Raw genomic sequence first — 14,690 nt, forward strand, 5'->3', positions numbered from 1 at the left:
TGACCGATGAAACACTCATTGCGTCGTGATAGCACTCAAGTGAATAAAAACGATTGAAAAAACCCTCTGGACGCTATACACCGAAGGCTCACTGGCATATTGCCCGGCAATCAGTCATTCAATCTCGCCACTGTGGCGCAGGGAGCGCTGATGAGTTTTCGCCCATTGAGCGATCCCCCGCAGCCATCGAACCATTACGGTGTGGCAATTCACCTGCAAGAAAACCCGGATGCGGCCGGCATGGCATACGTTGGCAACGAAGACGCGATCGAACAATTGCTGGAATCAGCGCGCACCTGGACCCACACCACCCAGTGGGTGGTTTATCGCGCCGGTGAACAACTGCATCTGCTGGGGCAGGGCGACCCAGGGCAACAGTGGCCGGCCAGCGTTGCGAACGCAGAGTTCGAGACCTTCTGCCGGACCAGACGGTTGTGCCGCTGGCCGACCGGTCGGGGCGAAAGTGTGCTGGGTTGGCTACTGGCGCCAGTCACCGATACCGAGGAGCCGGCCCTCGCCGAGTTTGCCCGATGCCTGGGCATCCAGGTACAGACCAATACCCTGGCCCGGGCCCAGATTACTCAGCGTGTGCTGTATGAAATTACCTACCTGGCCAGCTCCACCCGCGACCGCTCCGTGTTCCTGGTGGGGGTTCACCGGCTGCTCGCCAGCCTGATCGATGCCGAGAACTTTTATCTCGCGCTGTATGACCCCCACAGCGGAAAAATCGACTACCCGTACTACGTCGACATCATCGACGTCGATGCCGTGGAGTCCCAACACTACGAATACCTTGACCCTTCACGTCTGTCGTTGACCGGCCAGGTGCTGACCTCGGGCCAGCCGTTGCTGATCGATGCCGCGGGCATTTGCGCCGCTCAGGCCGAGGGTCGTTTCTATTGCGTGGGTGATCGTCCCGAATTCTGGATGGGCGCTCCGCTGAAAAATGCCGCCGATGAAGTGTTTGGCATGCTTGCCATGCAGGTCTACGACGTTGCACGCACCTACAGCGCCGAAGACCGCGCGCTGTTTCTGGTGGTGGCCCGACACGTGGCCATGGCGCTGGACCGGATTCTGCACCGTGAGGGCATGGAAGAGACGGTGATGCGTCGCACGCTGGAACTGTCGGCAGTCAATGACGCGCTGAGGCAGGAAGTGGCAGATCGAGAGCGCGCCGAACACCTGCAGAGTGCGCTATTTCAGATTGCAGAACTGTCGAGCCAGCCTGGCGACATGGCGGAGCTGTTCCAAACCTTGCATGGCATTGTCGGCGATCTGCTGTTCGCGGAGAATTTCTACATCGCGCTGTTCGACGACGCGATCGGTGAAGTGACCTTTCCGTATTATGTCGATGAGCGCAAAACCACCCTGCCTGAGGCACGCCGCGGGTGCCGGGGCCTGACCGAGTACGTTATCCGCCAGCGTCGTCCTTGCCTGATTGATCCTTTCGACGCGGATCGGTTGTCTGCGCAGGGTGAACTCGAAGTGGCCTACGAGTCGGTCCGCTTCCATTCCTGGCTGGGCATTCCGTTGTTCGATGGCGATGTGGTACGGGGTGTGCTGGCGGTGCAAAGCTATACCTCCCAGGTGCGCTACACCTTGCGCGACCAGGAACTGCTGACGTTCGTGTCACGGCACATTGATACGGCATTGTCGCGCCGCACGGCCGCAGAAGCGATCCATGCCGCCAACCTCAAGCTCGAAGCCAGGGTGCAGGACCGCACCCGCGAACTGGATCACGCCAACGCCAAGCTGCAACACGAAAACGCCCATGATGCGCTGACCGGGCTGCCGAATCGCTCCTACCTGCAGCAGCGCCTCAATGTGGCCTGGGCGCGGTTCGAGAGCGAAGGCGGGCAACTGTCGGTGATGTTCATCGACCTCGACCGCTTCAAGATGGTCAACGACAGCTTCGGCCACCATTTTGGCGATTTGCTGTTGATGCAGGCCGCCCACCGCTTGCGCAGTTGCCTGCGTGACACCGACATGCTGGCCCGCCTGGGGGGCGATGAGTTTTCAGTGCTGGCGCCCGAGGCGACACTGGAGGTGGTGATCGAAATCGCCGAGCGGATTCTGTCGGTGTTCGACCTGCCGTTTTTCATCAATGGCCACGAAGTGTTTTCGTCGTGCAGTATCGGTATTGTCAGCGCCGACAGTCAGTTTCACCACGAACCCGCGGACTTGCTGCGCGATGCCGATGCGGCGATGTACCGGGTCAAGAATGCCGGGCGCGACAGTTACGCGGTGTTCAACCAGGAAGTGCGTCGTGAAGTCTCGGACCAGGTTGAGCGTGAAGGGCACCTGCGCAATGCGCTCAAGCGTACCGACGAACTGCTGCCGTATTTCCAGCCGATTGTCAGCGTCGAAAGCGGCGAGCTGGTGGCCCTTGAAGCGCTGATCCGCTGGCATCAACCGGGTGGCCGGATCATCGCGCCGGGCGAGTTTCTGCCCGATGTCGAGGGGTTGCGTCTGATCGGTCGACTGGATCTGTACATGCTCACCAGCATCGTGGCGATCCTCGCACTACCGCAACACGCCAATTGGCCACCGGTGCATGTCAATTGCTCCAGCTACAGCATGACGCGCCCGGATTTTGCCGATGATGTGCTGGCACTGTTGGCCCGTTACAACGTCGCGCCGTCGCGGATCTGCCTGGAGTTGACCGAAGGTGCGCTGGTGGCCGAGCCCGCCATTGCCCGACTGACCATGCAGCAATTGGCCGACAACGGCATGTCGGTGGTGCTCGATGACTTTGGCGCAGGATTTTCATCCCTGAGCTATGTGCATCAATACCGTTTCAGCGGTTTGAAGATCGACAAGTCGTTCATTTTCGAACTGACCACCAGCCCCCGCAGTCGCGCGATCGTCCGGGCGATCGTGCGTATGGCCGAATCACTTGACCTTAGCGTGGTGGCCGAAGGTGTCGAAGATGAAGCGACGTTGCTCTTGCTGCGGGAGATGGGGGCAGGGCAGGCCCAAGGTTATTATTTCGCCAAGCCGATGGGGCTGGAGGCATTGCTGGCGACTTCGCTGGTTGGTGGCTAGGTGCGTGGAACGGGCGGTTATTTCTGCCTGAGGGCGGCGATGGACAGTCCTGACACGATGAAGGTCAATCCCGCCCCGAGGTTCAGTCCGTTGGTAAGGCGTGGGCGTTGACAGATGTATTGCGACAGGCGCGTGGCGAAGATCCCCATCAACGAGAACCCCACGGCCGTCAGCAGGGCGAACCAGAACCCGTAGACCAGCATCTGTACGGTGACCGAGCCGAGCGCGGGGTTGATGAATTGAGGGATGAACGCCAGGACGAACAACCCGGGTTTGGGGTTTAGCGCCGCCGAAAGAAAGCCTGTAAGCAAAATGCTTCGCAGTGGCTGTCGTGCGGCGGGCGCGAAGGTTATCAGGCTTCTGGAGCGCAGCACCTTGATCCCGAGCCAGACCAGATAGGCCGCCCCTACCAATTTGACGACCCAGAAGGCAACCGTCGAGGTCTGGATCAACAGAGTCAGCCCCAACGAGGCGGTGGTGACGTGAAACAAAATGCCCAGCCCAGACGACAGGCCGGACACGATGGCGGCCAGGCGACCCTGGCTCAGCCCCCGTCCTATGGCCAGCAGATTGTCAGGACCGGGTGACAAGACCAGTAGCACGCAGGCTGCGGTGTAGGTGAACCAGATATCCATCGGAAACACGGTGAAGCTCCCTGTGAGGTATGAATGGGGTCAACGGATGATGCCCGCGAGGCTGTCCTGGATTGTGGCGCTGGCAGAGACAAGGCCAAGGTCTTTCATTTCTAGCAGCGGTGAACCGGTTCGGCAACTCAATAACGGGCCCCGAACTCCTCGGCAGCGGGGCTGATGGTGGGAGTAACACTGGGATCAACGACCGTTTCATGAGGATTCGCTTCACCCACTTGAACGTCTGCTACCACGCGGCCTCTGACGTAATGCAGGGCGAACATACGCCGCTCATTCCGACTTGGAGGATAGGTTTACATGAACATTCTAATGGTCCTGACGTCCCACGATCAGTTGGGTGACACCGGCAAGAAAACGGGGTTTTGGCTGGAAGAATTCGCCGCGCCCTATTACGTGTTTGTCGACGCCAAAGTGACGGTTACGCTCGCCTCACCAAAGGGAGGGCAACCGCCGCTGGACCCCAAGAGCGACGAGGAACAGGCCCAGACGGACGCCACTCGCCGCTTCAGCGCCGATACCCGGGCCCAGGCAGCGTTGGCCGACACGGTGCCGCTGGGCGAAATTGATCCCTACGACTTCGATGCCGTGTTCTATCCCGGAGGTCATGGGCCGCTGTGGGATCTGGCCGAGGACACTGATTCCAAGACCCTCCTCGAAGCCTTTTACGCCGCGAATAAACCCATCGCGGCCGTCTGTCACGCGCCTGGGGTGCTCAAGAACGTCAACGCGCCGGATGGCCATCCAGTGGTCAAGGGCAAGAAAGTGACCGGGTTCACCAACTCTGAAGAAGAGGCCGTGGGATTGACCCAGGTGGTGCCATTTCTGGTGGAGGACATGCTCAAAGCCAGAGGTGGCGAGTATTCAAAGGCGGCAGACTGGGCGAGTTACGTGGTCGAGGATGGCCATCTGATCACCGGCCAGAACCCGGCTTCTTCCGAAGCCGCCGCCAACGCGCTGCTCAAGCGCTTGCAGCAAGAGCAGAAGGCTTGAGTCAGCTCAAACAAGGGCCGGATCGCAACCGACGCGCGTTCACCTCGCAAGGGCGCATGCCGTTATGTTCGAATGCACAGTCGCGGACAATCAATGAGACTCGCGCAAGACCTCGATGAAGGCCTGCAAGCCTGATGGGATATAGCGGTGCCCCGGATAATACAGAAACAGCCCAGGAATCCTGGGGCACCAATCCGCGAGGACCTCGACCAGACGAGCGTCTGCCAAAAGTTGCGATACCGTCTGCTCTGGCACGTAAGCGATGCCGAGCCCGGATATGGCTGCATCGACCATGATTTCGGCATTATCGAGGGTTAGCTGTCCTTTGGGCTCGATGACCATGGATTGTCCGTTCCTGGAGAATTCCCATCTATAAGGTTTACCACTGGGCATCCGGATGCAGATGCATTGATGTCCTGGCAGATCATCCGGCGTAAGGGGGACAGGATGAGTCTTCAGGTATTGGGGGGACGCCACGGTAATAAATCGCGTATCCGTTCCTATCGGCACGGCGATCATGTCTTGGGGGATCGCTTCACCTAAACGGATACCGGCGTCGAAGCCCTCGGCCACGATATCGATCAGACGGCCCTCGGTCACGAGGTCAACCGACATCTGGGGGAAGCGTTCCAGGAATATCGGAAGGGCAGCTTTCATCAAAACGCGCGCGGCCTGTTCGCTGGCATTGATCCGTAAAGTGCCGCTGGGAAGATCCCGGTATTCATTGACTTCCTCAATCGCCAGCTCGAATTCGCGCAACACAGGCGCCAGTCGTCTTAGCAGACGCTCTCCCGCTGCCGTCGGTGAAACGCTGCGCGTGGTGCGGTGCAGCAAACGCACCCCAAGACCGGCCTCCAGCGTTTTCATCATATGACTCAGGGTAGAGGCTGACAGGCCCAACTCATCGGCCGCTTTACGAAAGCTGCGATGAGCAACGATGCGGGTCAGCGCGCGTAAATCGGCAAGCGAAAGGGGCAATTGATTCATGGCTATATTTCATTAGCTCATCCGAATTATGCCCCATAGTAGCAGCAGTCCGGCTGACGTAGTTTGGTCTCACATCGATGGCAACTCACCCTTCATTCGGAGATCAAGCACATGAGCAAAACTTGGTTAGTGACTGGAAGTTCGTCCGGCATTGGTCTGGCGGTGGTCGAACAATTGCTGGAACGGGGGGACCGTGTGGCGGCTACTTTGCGTAAGCCTCAGGCCTTGAGTCACTTGAAGACACGCTACGGCGAGCAACTGTGGACAGCGTTGCTTGATGTAAACGACGCATTGGCCATCCGCGCTGTGGTTCATCAGGCGTTCACCGAGCTAGGACGTATTGATGTTGTGGTGAGCAGTGCGGGCTACGCGTTGTTTGGTGCGGCGGAGGAAGCCAGCGATGAACAGATCGACCAGCAGTTGCAAACGAATCTGCTCGGTTCTATTCAACTCATCCGTGCCTGCCTACCGTTTCTGCGCAAACAGGGGGGCGGTCGAATTCTTCAAGTGTCCTCGGAGGGCGGGCAGCTCGCTTACCCGAACTTCAGCCTATACCACGCAAGCAAATGGGCCATTGAGGGATTCGTTGAGTCGGTCGCTCTGGAGGTTGCGCCTTTTGGGATCGAGTTCACCCTGGTAGAGCCGGGCCCGACACGAACTAATTTCGGCGCCGCGCTGGTTCGTCCGCCCGCGATGGCTGAGTACGAGCAAACGCCTGCCGGTGAAGTGCGTAAAGCAATCGCCGAGGGTACTTTCCCGCTTACCGGAGACCCGCAGAAAATGGCCAGGATCATGCTCGAGATTGTCGACGTCGATCCCGCACCCAGGCGTCTACTGCTAGGCAGCGGGGCTTACGAGCGTGTTCGCAATGCCCTGGTCCAACGGCTGGCTGAGCTGGAGCAATATCAAGCGCTTGCAATGAGCACGGAGGTTGACTGAGATCGGCCCGTTTCTCATCCAGTCCTGATCATGGACCCCGAAAAATCAGTGTTCCCATTGTTCAAGCAATATCGAGACAAATTTTTCCGCGGCCGGGGAGAGCGATGCGCCCCTTCGATAGACCAGGCCCAGCGATCGGTTTACCACCGGATCAATCAACGGCACGCTGACCAATGTCGGGTGATCCTCGGCCGGCATTGCCAGGCTGGGCATGGCCGACACCCCAAGGCCTGCCTCGACCAACCCCAACGATGTAGACAAGTGCTGCACTTCGTAGAACCACTGCGGACGCCAGCTCAAACCCGATAAAGCATGGTCAAGCAGCATTCGGTTGCCGCTGAGACGACCGACACCGATCAGTCGGTAATCGCTGAGCTCAGACCAGCTTACCGAGCTGCGTCTGGCCAGTTCATGGTCGCGTCGACAAGCTAAAACGAAAGGTTCGTTGACCAATGGCACGAACTCGATATCCGGGTGCTGGCCACTCATCATATTGATACCGAAATCGGCTTCGCCACGCAGTACCGCCTCGAGCCCTTCGTTTGCGCTGAGGTCGAGCAGGCGGATGCGGATTTTGGGGTAGCGCTCGTTATAGAGGCGGATCACCGAAGGCAGGAAATAGAAGGCCGCGGTGGGGATGCAGGCCAAGGTCACCCGACCGATCTGGCGCTCCGCCAGTTCGCGAATATTGAGAATCGAGTCGTCGAAATCATCCAGCAAGCGCCGCGCCTTGGGCAGGAAATCGCGCCCGACGCTCGTCAGGCTGACCTTGCGGGTGGTGCGATCCAGCAAGGCGGTCCCCAGGCCTTCCTCGAGTTTTTTCATGCGCCGGCTCAGGGCCGGTTGAGAGAGATGCAACGCATCGGCGGCTTCATGAAAACTGCCTAGTTCAGCGATTTTCACGAAAGATCGTATGTCCTGAAGCTCGTATTCCATGTTCTTTCTCACCGGGCAAGAGCGATGCGCTGGGAAATCATCGTAAATTAATTCATTCGTGAAACGCAATAATTGCTCTGATCTTTGCATTGGAAACACTTTTAGAACCCTGCCACTCTTGTGTCCAGAACATCAATTATCCAGATTGATCAACAAGAGTTAGTGTTCATGCAGCGAATTCCTTGTGTGCTGATGCGCGGTGGTACTTCCAAAGGGCCCGTATTTCTTGCCTGGGACCTGCCCAGTGCCATCGCCGAACGTGATGAGCTGCTGCTCAACCTGATGGGGTCCGGCCATGAGCTGGAAATCGACGGCATCGGTGGCGGCAGCCCGCAAACCAGCAAAGTGGCAATCGTCAGCCCATCGTTGCACCCGGACGCGGATGTCGACTATCTGTTCGTCCAGGTCATGGTTTCCCAGCGCCGGGTCGATACCGCGCCCAACTGCGGCAATATGCTGTGCGCCGTCGGCCCGTTCGCCATCGAGCAGGGGCTGGTCAAGCCTTCCGGCGATCTGACCCGCGTGCGGATCCGCAACCTCAATACCGGGACCTTCGTAAATTCAGAGGTGCAAACCCCTGAGGGCAAGGTCAGCTATGAAGGGGACACCGCCATCGACGGCGTGCCTGGCACGGCGGCTCCGGTGCAACTGACCTTTCTGGATGCGGCTGGCAGCAAGACCGGCAAGCTCTTCCCGACGGGGCAATCGCTGGACCTGATCGATGGTATCCCGGTGACCTGTATCGACATGGCGATGCCGATGCTGATCGTCGAGGCCAGTCAGCTTGGCAAGCGCGGCGATGAAAGCCCCGCTGAACTGGACGCCGATAAAGCGTTCCTGCAACGCCTGGAGTCCCTGCGACTCAAAGCCGGCTTGGCCATGGGCCTGGGTGATGTCAGTGACAAGGTCATCCCCAAGCCGGTATTGGTGTCGCCTGCCAAGTCGGGCGGGACTGTCCAGGTGCGCTATTTCATGCCGCACAACTGTCATCGCGCCTTGGCGATCACCGGCTCCATCGGTCTGGCCACCGCTTGCGTGACTGAAGGCAGCGTAGTGGCGCAGTTGCTCGGCGGCATCAGCGAGCCGCGTCTGCAGCAGGTTCGTATTGAGCACCCAAGCGGTGGTATCGACGTCGTACTGTCCTACACCGGCGAAAAGGGTGAGACCATTCGTGCCTCGGTGGTGCGTACCGCCCGCCGGCTTTTCTCAGGTTTCGTCTACGCCACCGCTTCACACCGGCTGGCCGGATAGTCCAGGCAGTCATTGTCGTTTGCATCAGAACAATTCTAAAAATGGGTGATGCCATGAAAGTTGTTAAATCGCTCTACTTCCAGATCATCTGCGCCGTGCTGCTGGGGGTGCTGGTCGGGCACTTCTGGTCGCAACAGGCGATTGCCTTGAAGCCGCTGGGTGATGCTTTCATCAAGTTGATCAAGATGATGATCGCGCCGGTGGTGTTCTGCACGATTGTCACCGGCATCGCCGGCATGAGTGACAAGCGCTCGCTGGGGCGCTTGTTGAGCAAGACCATGCTACTGTTCCTGGCGCTGACGGTGATCAGCCTGATCATTGGCCTTGTGTCGGTCTACCTGTTCAAGCCCGGTGCAGGCATGAACATAGACCCGACCCAGTTGAGCACCCAGGGCCTGTCGCAATACACCGACTCCGCTGCGAAGCTGAGTGTGGTGGACTTCTTCATGCACATCATTCCCGACACCTTTATTGGCGCTTTCAATAAAGGCGAGGTGCTGCCGGTGCTGTTTATCGCAGTGCTCTGCGGCTTTGCCCTGTCGTCCTTGGGCGAGCGCGGCAAGCCGGTGCTGGATGTGCTGGAATCAGCTTCGCACATGGTGTTCAAGATATTCTCCTACCTGATGCGTTTTGCTCCGATCGGCGCTTTCGGAGCCTTGGCCTTCACTGTCGGGCAGTACGGCATCACGTCGCTGGGCTCGCTGGCCAAGCTGATCATGACCCTGTACGTCGCTTGCGCCTTCTTCGTCTTCGTTGTGTTGGGCAGCATTTGCCGTGCACACGGCTTCAGTTTGTGGAAGCTGTTGCGTTATCTGCGCGAGGAATTCCTGGTGGTGCTGGGCACTTCTTCGACTGAACCGGTGATGCCGCGGATGTTGGAAAAGCTCCAGGCCCTGGGTTGCAAGAAGGGCGTCGTGGGGCTGGTGCTGCCAACCGGTTACTCGTTCAACCTCGATGGCACGGCGATCTACCTGTCGCTGGCGGCCATTTTCATTGCACAGGCCTGCAACATCGACCTGACGCTGACCCAGGTCATCACCATGCTGGCGATCATGTTGCTGTCTTCCAAGGGCGCCGCAGGTGTTACCGGCAGCGGCTTTGTCGCGTTGGCCTCGACCCTGACCGTCATCCACGATATTCCTCTGGCCGGTTTGGCCCTGTTGATCGGGATCGACCGGTTCATGTCCGAGGCGCGGGCGCTGACCAGCCTGGCGAGCAACGCAGTGGCGACCGTGGTGATCTCCATCTCGGAGAATGCCTGCGACCGCGATGTGCTGTTGCAGACCCTGGATGGCAAACCCTCCCCGAGGCACGTCCAGGCAACGGAGCACGCCTGGGACGACACAAAGGTCGCGAATCACATCTAACCGGTCACGGCTGACCCGACATCACCGCGTTATCTTCCTGAATACCTGCGCCAGGCAATCATTCGAGTGTCGCCTGGCGAGTGGGATGGCGTGCGCCTGAATGTCGGCCAAGCTACTCATAACAACAAGAGATCTGACTTATGCTCGCTTTACTTGGCTTGGCCATGGTGGTGGTCTTCACCTTCCTGATAATGACCAAACGTTTGTCACCGATCGTCGCCCTGACGGTGGTGCCAATAGTCTTCGCGGTGATCGGCGGGTTTGGCGGTACCACCGGCAAGATGATGCTGGACGGCTTGAAGATGGTCGCGCCGTCGGCGGCGCTGCTGTTGTTCGCAATTCTGTTTTTCGGCCTGATGATCGACGCCGGTCTGTTCGACCCGCTGATCCGCAAGATCCTCAAGCGGGTCAACGGTGATCCGATGAAAATCGCCGTGGGCACTGCACTGCTGTCGCTGTTGGTGGCGCTGGACGGTGACGGCACAACCACGTACATGATCACCTGTGCAGCGATGTTGCCGCTGTACAAGCGCATCGGCATGAACCCGATGATCCTGGCGACCATTTCCATGCTCTCGTTGAGCATCATGAGCGGCATGACGCCCTGGGGCGGCCCGGCGACCCGTGCGATCGCAGCGCTGGGCCTGGATGCCGGCGAGTATTTCGTACCTTTGCTGCCGACCATGATCGGCGGTGCAGTGTGGGTGGTGTTCACGGCGTTCCTGCTGGGACGCGCCGAACGCAAGCGCATCGGCAACACCCTTCTGCAAAGCGGTGGGGGTAATTGCTACATCAAGGCGATTATTGAAGACACGCCGCACAAGCGCCCGAAACTGGCCTACGTCAACCTGCTGCTGGTGACGGCGGTGATGGTTGCGCTGGTCATGGGCCTCATGCACTCGGCGATCCTGTTCCTGATCGGTTTTGTCCTGGCGTTGATGATCAACTATCCGCAACTGGATATTCAGAAAGAACGAATTCTCGCTCATTCGGGCAACGCCATGACCGTGGTTCTGCTGGTGTTTGCCGCGGGTATCTTCGCCGGGATCTTCTCTGGGACGAAAATGGTCGATGCGCTGGCGCAAACCCTGGTCGACTGGATTCCGCCATCCTGGGGCCATCTGTTCCCGCTGGTGGTTGCCATTACCAGCATGCCGCTGACCTTCGTGCTGTCCAACGATGCCTACTACTTCGGTGTCGTGCCGATCCTGGCCAACGCCGCAGCGGCCTATGGCATTGATCCGGTCGAGATTGCACGGGCCTCCATTCTCGGCCAACCGGTACACCTGATGAGTCCGCTGGTGGCCTCGACGCTGCTGCTGGTCGGCATGGTGGACCGTGATCTGGGCGACTTCCAGAAAGCCACCGTCAAATGGGCGGTGCTCACTTCCCTGGTCGTGACTGCGTTGGCCTTGCTGACTGGGGCAATCAGTCTGTTCTCCTGATTCTCCAAACCTCTTTGACACCTGACGCCCCATGCCAGTGGGGCGGACGGTCAGCTGCATTCCAAATAACAACAATGAGTAGTTTGATATGACCTCTGTTTATAACCGTGGAGCTTTATTGACTCTCCTGGCTTTGTTGCCGCTGGCCAATGCCAATGCGCAAGGCTTTATCGACGACAGCAAACTCAAGCTGCAATTGCGCAATGTTTACATCAATGAAAATTTCCGCGATGAACATGGCATGAGTGCGCGAGCGGCAACGACCGCCAAGAGCGAGCGCACCGAATGGGGCCAAGGCTTTTTGCTTGACTATCAGTCGGGATTCACGACCGGCAGCCTCGGTTTGGGTATTGATGCTTTGGGCCTGCTGGGGGTCAAGCTCGACTCCGGCCGCGGTCGTAGCGGCACCGGCCTGCTGCCTGTGCATGATGACGGTCGTGCCGCCGATGAATTTGCGAGCTTCGGGATGACCGCCAAGGCTCGATTTGCCAAGACCACCGTCAAGTACGGTACGTTGCTCCCTAAAACGCCGGTGCTCATTTACAACGATGCCCGACTGCTGCCTCAGACCTACCAGGGCGGCCAGTTCACTAGCACCGACATTGATAACCTTAGCCTGACGGGCGGCTATCTTGATCGTTTCAAGTTGCGAGATTCGAGCGACAGTATGCCCATCGTGCCAGACGGCTACAGTGGCGATAAGTCAGGGGACTTCAGTTACCTCGGTGCCGATTACAAGTTGGGCAAGACGATTCGCCTCAGCTACTTTCATGGCGAACTGGAGAACTTCTATCGGCAGAACTTTGCGGGTGTCCAACATGATCTGCCGCTCGGCCCAGGCGTGCTGACCAGTGATCTGCGCTACTTCCGCAGCGTTGATAGCGGTTCTGCCTATGGCGGTAAAATCGACAACCATATGCTCAGCGGCCAGCTGACTTACGCTGTCGCAGGCCATACCGTAGGCGGCGGCTATCAAACACTGAAGGGCGACGCCGGGCTGCCCTACATCAGCGGCGCGTCCGTTTATTCTTTCAGCAACGCCGGCATAGGCAAGTTCGTAGAGGAAGACGAGAAGACATGGATGCTCAACTACGGCTACAACTTCGCGGCCCTGGGCGTCCCCGGCCTGACGTTCTCCACGCGTTACCTTAGCGGCGACGATGGAGAGTCCAACACCACCATCAAAGAGTGGGAGCGCGATGCTGAACTGGCTTATGTGGTGCAGCAAGGCTCCTTCAAAGGGTTGGGCGTGAAGCTGCGCAATTACGTCTACCGCTCTGAATTCTCGAGGGGACGGGACAGTAACCGGATCTACCTTACCTACGATATCGCCCTTTGGTGATCGTTCGTCGCCCGCCTGATGGCGGAGGGGTGGGCGGTCATCGTCGATTTTCCAGGGCCGGGCAGGGTGGCCCAGCAAGGGCCACCAAGCCTGCAACGGTCTACTCCTGAACGCCCACCGCGTGTTGCTGTAGCCAGAAAAATGGCAAACAGCAGCACGAGGTTGATCCAGATCAAACGGCATTCGTTGATCGGCGCCATTCTTTTGATAAGCATGGGGCAGAGATACGGTCATGGCAAACAACAGACCCATCAGCGGGGCGCGGGTGGTTCAGGACCGGAGCAAATCCGCATTGCCCGGGTTTTTGCATCTTCGGGGCACACGCTCGAGAAAACGTCAGGCAGCCATTTTGCTGTCGATTCTGGCGGTGCTGACCTCGGGATATTTCACGGTGTCGTATTTCGCCACCCATGCGATGCAGGATCTGGCAGACACCTGTACCGAGCGTTATGAGCTTGAGCTGGAGAATGCCGATATAGGCCAGCTGCCAGAGGCGCTGCCGCGCTCCTTGTGTGAATGTCTGGCAAGTTCGCTTCTCGACAAAAACGGAATCATGCGTCTGGCATTGGTCGACAGGGGCCTGCTTGAGCCGCTGGCCCTTGAACCTGTGACGCAGAAGGACGCTTCGGCCTGCATTGATGCCCTGTGGGTGCCGAATGTCGAACTGGCCACGGGCTTGCCCCATGAATGAAGTTCAACAGGACTAAAAAGCCGCTCTATGCGGCACCTGTCCACCCAAGCAGGAATGCGCAGGGACGCCATTTTTATCATCGGATGCCGAGGTGTGAAATGACTCATCCATTGCGTTTACTGTTTCTTGCCCCCCCTCAGGCAGCTCACTCTCCCGGATTGGAGTATGCCGGCGATCTGGCACGCGCCCTGGGCGTGCCACTGCACGTGGCGATGTTCACTGAGCCCCACGGTGTAGAGCCGCCCGGCCATGCAGTCACCGAGAGGCCCGACATCGTGCGCGATAACTTAATGTCGTCGCGTCGCAAATGGCTGGAAAGTGAAAGTGCGCACCTGCAGGAAAAAGGCGTGGATGTCCATCCAGAGCTGGTATGCGCCAGTTCCTCGGCAGTCGAATGCGTTGCCTATGCGCAGCGTGTTGAAGCGGACTTGATCATCAAGGACATCCAGGAACGCCCAGGCCTGGCGCAGCGCGGTTTGTCAGCACTGGACTGGGAACTCTTGAGCGTCAGCCCGATTGCCGTGCTTTATGTGTTGCCGGGCCCGATTCAGACACCCAGCAAGTTTCTGGTAGCGGTTGACATGGAGTCACAGGCGAAAGGAAACCGCGACAATCATTCGCTCATCGAGGCGGCCAGGCACCTGGCAAACGCCTGCGGTGCCTCATTGCACGTGATCAGCGTTTACGACTGTGCCGCTGCCAGCCACGGTGACCTGTCTCTCTATGAGGCCCAGGTACAGGCGTTCGATGCCTTGGCCAGCCAGCATGGTATTGCCAGCCAGCATCGGCACTTCATTCCCGGCGCTCCGGCGAATGCAATTCATGCTTATCTGCAGCGCAGTGCTTACAACCTGTTGGTCATCGGTGCGGCCGATCATCATACGCAGGCCTCTGATATTGGCTTGACCGCTGAAGGGATACTCGAAGACCCCATGTGCAGCGTCCTGATGATCAAGTTGCCAGCCGACGCAGCGCCGCAGCAGGCCAAACGATACGGTTAGACCGCTGCCTCTATGCCGCTGTGGCCTGCCGGCGGCGTGAAGAACG

At 58.7% G+C, this 14,690-nt stretch carries 12 protein-coding genes; 9 read left to right on the top strand and 3 right to left on the bottom strand.

Annotation, left to right across the window (positions count from 1 at the left end):
• Window positions 1–150 precede the first annotated feature (150 nt).
• On the top strand, window positions 151–3,045 hold the full coding sequence (locus GSM73_RS07930) for an EAL domain-containing protein (protein WP_139049817.1): 2,895 nt from the start codon (window positions 151–153) through the stop codon (window positions 3,043–3,045).
• A gap of 17 nt (window positions 3,046–3,062) precedes the next feature.
• Here the strand turns inward: GSM73_RS07930 and GSM73_RS07935 are convergent, their stop codons facing one another.
• Window positions 3,063–3,689 (bottom strand): LysE family translocator, encoded by a 627-nt coding sequence (locus GSM73_RS07935; protein WP_047225545.1) that lies wholly within the window; start codon window positions 3,687–3,689, stop codon window positions 3,063–3,065.
• Between the two features lie 303 nt (window positions 3,690–3,992).
• On the opposite strand from GSM73_RS07935, the gene GSM73_RS07940 reads away from it, so the two are divergent.
• On the top strand, window positions 3,993–4,685 hold the full coding sequence (locus tag GSM73_RS07940) for a type 1 glutamine amidotransferase domain-containing protein (RefSeq protein ID WP_047225546.1): 693 nt from the start codon (window positions 3,993–3,995) through the stop codon (window positions 4,683–4,685).
• A gap of 90 nt (window positions 4,686–4,775) precedes the next feature.
• On the opposite strand, the gene GSM73_RS07945 is transcribed toward GSM73_RS07940, so the two are convergent.
• Window positions 4,776–5,672, bottom strand: coding sequence for a LysR family transcriptional regulator (locus tag GSM73_RS07945; RefSeq protein WP_160892086.1), 897 nt, complete (start codon window positions 5,670–5,672; stop codon window positions 4,776–4,778).
• A 111-nt stretch (window positions 5,673–5,783) separates the two neighbouring features.
• Between GSM73_RS07945 and GSM73_RS07950 the strand changes: the two genes are divergently transcribed.
• Complete coding sequence (locus tag GSM73_RS07950; RefSeq protein ID WP_076384163.1) at window positions 5,784–6,611, top strand: SDR family oxidoreductase; 828 nt, start codon at window positions 5,784–5,786, stop codon at window positions 6,609–6,611.
• A 45-nt stretch (window positions 6,612–6,656) separates the two neighbouring features.
• Here the strand turns inward: GSM73_RS07950 and GSM73_RS07955 are convergent, their stop codons facing one another.
• Window positions 6,657–7,547, bottom strand: a complete 891-nt coding sequence (locus GSM73_RS07955; RefSeq protein ID WP_047225549.1) for a LysR family transcriptional regulator — start codon at window positions 7,545–7,547, stop codon at window positions 6,657–6,659.
• A 168-nt stretch (window positions 7,548–7,715) separates the two neighbouring features.
• Here GSM73_RS07955 and GSM73_RS07960 point away from each other — a divergent pair, with 168 nt between their 5' ends.
• The 6 genes from GSM73_RS07960 to GSM73_RS07985 all read left to right on the top strand — a co-directional run bounded on the left by GSM73_RS07960 (window position 7,716) and on the right by GSM73_RS07985 (window position 14,644).
• Window positions 7,716–8,798: a 4-oxalomesaconate tautomerase gene (locus tag GSM73_RS07960; RefSeq protein WP_047225550.1), complete on the top strand. Its 1,083-nt coding sequence runs from the start codon at window positions 7,716–7,718 to the stop codon at window positions 8,796–8,798.
• Between the two features lie 41 nt (window positions 8,799–8,839).
• Window positions 8,840–10,165 carry a dicarboxylate/amino acid:cation symporter gene (locus tag GSM73_RS07965; RefSeq protein WP_160892088.1) on the top strand — a complete coding sequence of 442 codons (1,326 nt, stop codon included), beginning with the start codon at window positions 8,840–8,842 and terminating at the stop codon, window positions 10,163–10,165.
• A 140-nt stretch (window positions 10,166–10,305) separates the two neighbouring features.
• Window positions 10,306–11,610 (top strand): CitMHS family transporter, encoded by a 1,305-nt coding sequence (locus tag GSM73_RS07970; protein WP_160892090.1) that lies wholly within the window; start codon window positions 10,306–10,308, stop codon window positions 11,608–11,610.
• Between the two features lie 88 nt (window positions 11,611–11,698).
• The gene (locus GSM73_RS07975) at window positions 11,699–12,952 is read left to right on the top strand and encodes an OprD family porin (protein WP_160892092.1); all 1,254 of its coding nucleotides are present in this window, start codon (window positions 11,699–11,701) and stop codon (window positions 12,950–12,952) included.
• 349 nt (window positions 12,953–13,301) lie between these two features.
• Window positions 13,302–13,643, top strand: a complete 342-nt coding sequence (locus GSM73_RS07980) for a hypothetical protein (RefSeq protein WP_256676779.1) — start codon at window positions 13,302–13,304, stop codon at window positions 13,641–13,643.
• The gene (locus tag GSM73_RS07985) at window positions 13,640–14,644 is read left to right on the top strand and encodes a universal stress protein (protein WP_080962844.1); all 1,005 of its coding nucleotides are present in this window, start codon (window positions 13,640–13,642) and stop codon (window positions 14,642–14,644) included. Before GSM73_RS07980 ends, GSM73_RS07985 begins: the two co-directional genes overlap by 4 nt.
• Window positions 14,645–14,690 lie beyond the last annotated feature (46 nt).

Origin of the sequence: Pseudomonas sp. PICF6 (assembly GCF_009831705.1) — a bacterium.
Taxonomy (GTDB): Bacteria; Pseudomonadota; Gammaproteobacteria; order Pseudomonadales; family Pseudomonadaceae; genus Aquipseudomonas; species Aquipseudomonas rhizophila.

Coding starts and splice junctions, on each gene's coding strand:
- GSM73_RS07930 (WP_139049817.1), top strand. CDS start 151: ATGAGTTTTCGCCCATTGAGCGATCCCCCGCAGCCATCGAACCATTAC.
- GSM73_RS07940 (WP_047225546.1), top strand. CDS start 3,993: ATGAACATTCTAATGGTCCTGACGTCCCACGATCAGTTGGGTGACACC.
- GSM73_RS07945 (WP_160892086.1), bottom strand. CDS start 5,672: ATGAATCAATTGCCCCTTTCGCTTGCCGATTTACGCGCGCTGACCCGC.
- GSM73_RS07950 (WP_076384163.1), top strand. CDS start 5,784: ATGAGCAAAACTTGGTTAGTGACTGGAAGTTCGTCCGGCATTGGTCTG.
- GSM73_RS07955 (WP_047225549.1), bottom strand. CDS start 7,547: ATGGAATACGAGCTTCAGGACATACGATCTTTCGTGAAAATCGCTGAA.
- GSM73_RS07960 (WP_047225550.1), top strand. CDS start 7,716: ATGCAGCGAATTCCTTGTGTGCTGATGCGCGGTGGTACTTCCAAAGGG.
- GSM73_RS07965 (WP_160892088.1), top strand. CDS start 8,840: ATGGGTGATGCCATGAAAGTTGTTAAATCGCTCTACTTCCAGATCATC.
- GSM73_RS07970 (WP_160892090.1), top strand. CDS start 10,306: ATGCTCGCTTTACTTGGCTTGGCCATGGTGGTGGTCTTCACCTTCCTG.
- GSM73_RS07975 (WP_160892092.1), top strand. CDS start 11,699: ATGACCTCTGTTTATAACCGTGGAGCTTTATTGACTCTCCTGGCTTTG.
- GSM73_RS07985 (WP_080962844.1), top strand. CDS start 13,640: ATGAAGTTCAACAGGACTAAAAAGCCGCTCTATGCGGCACCTGTCCAC.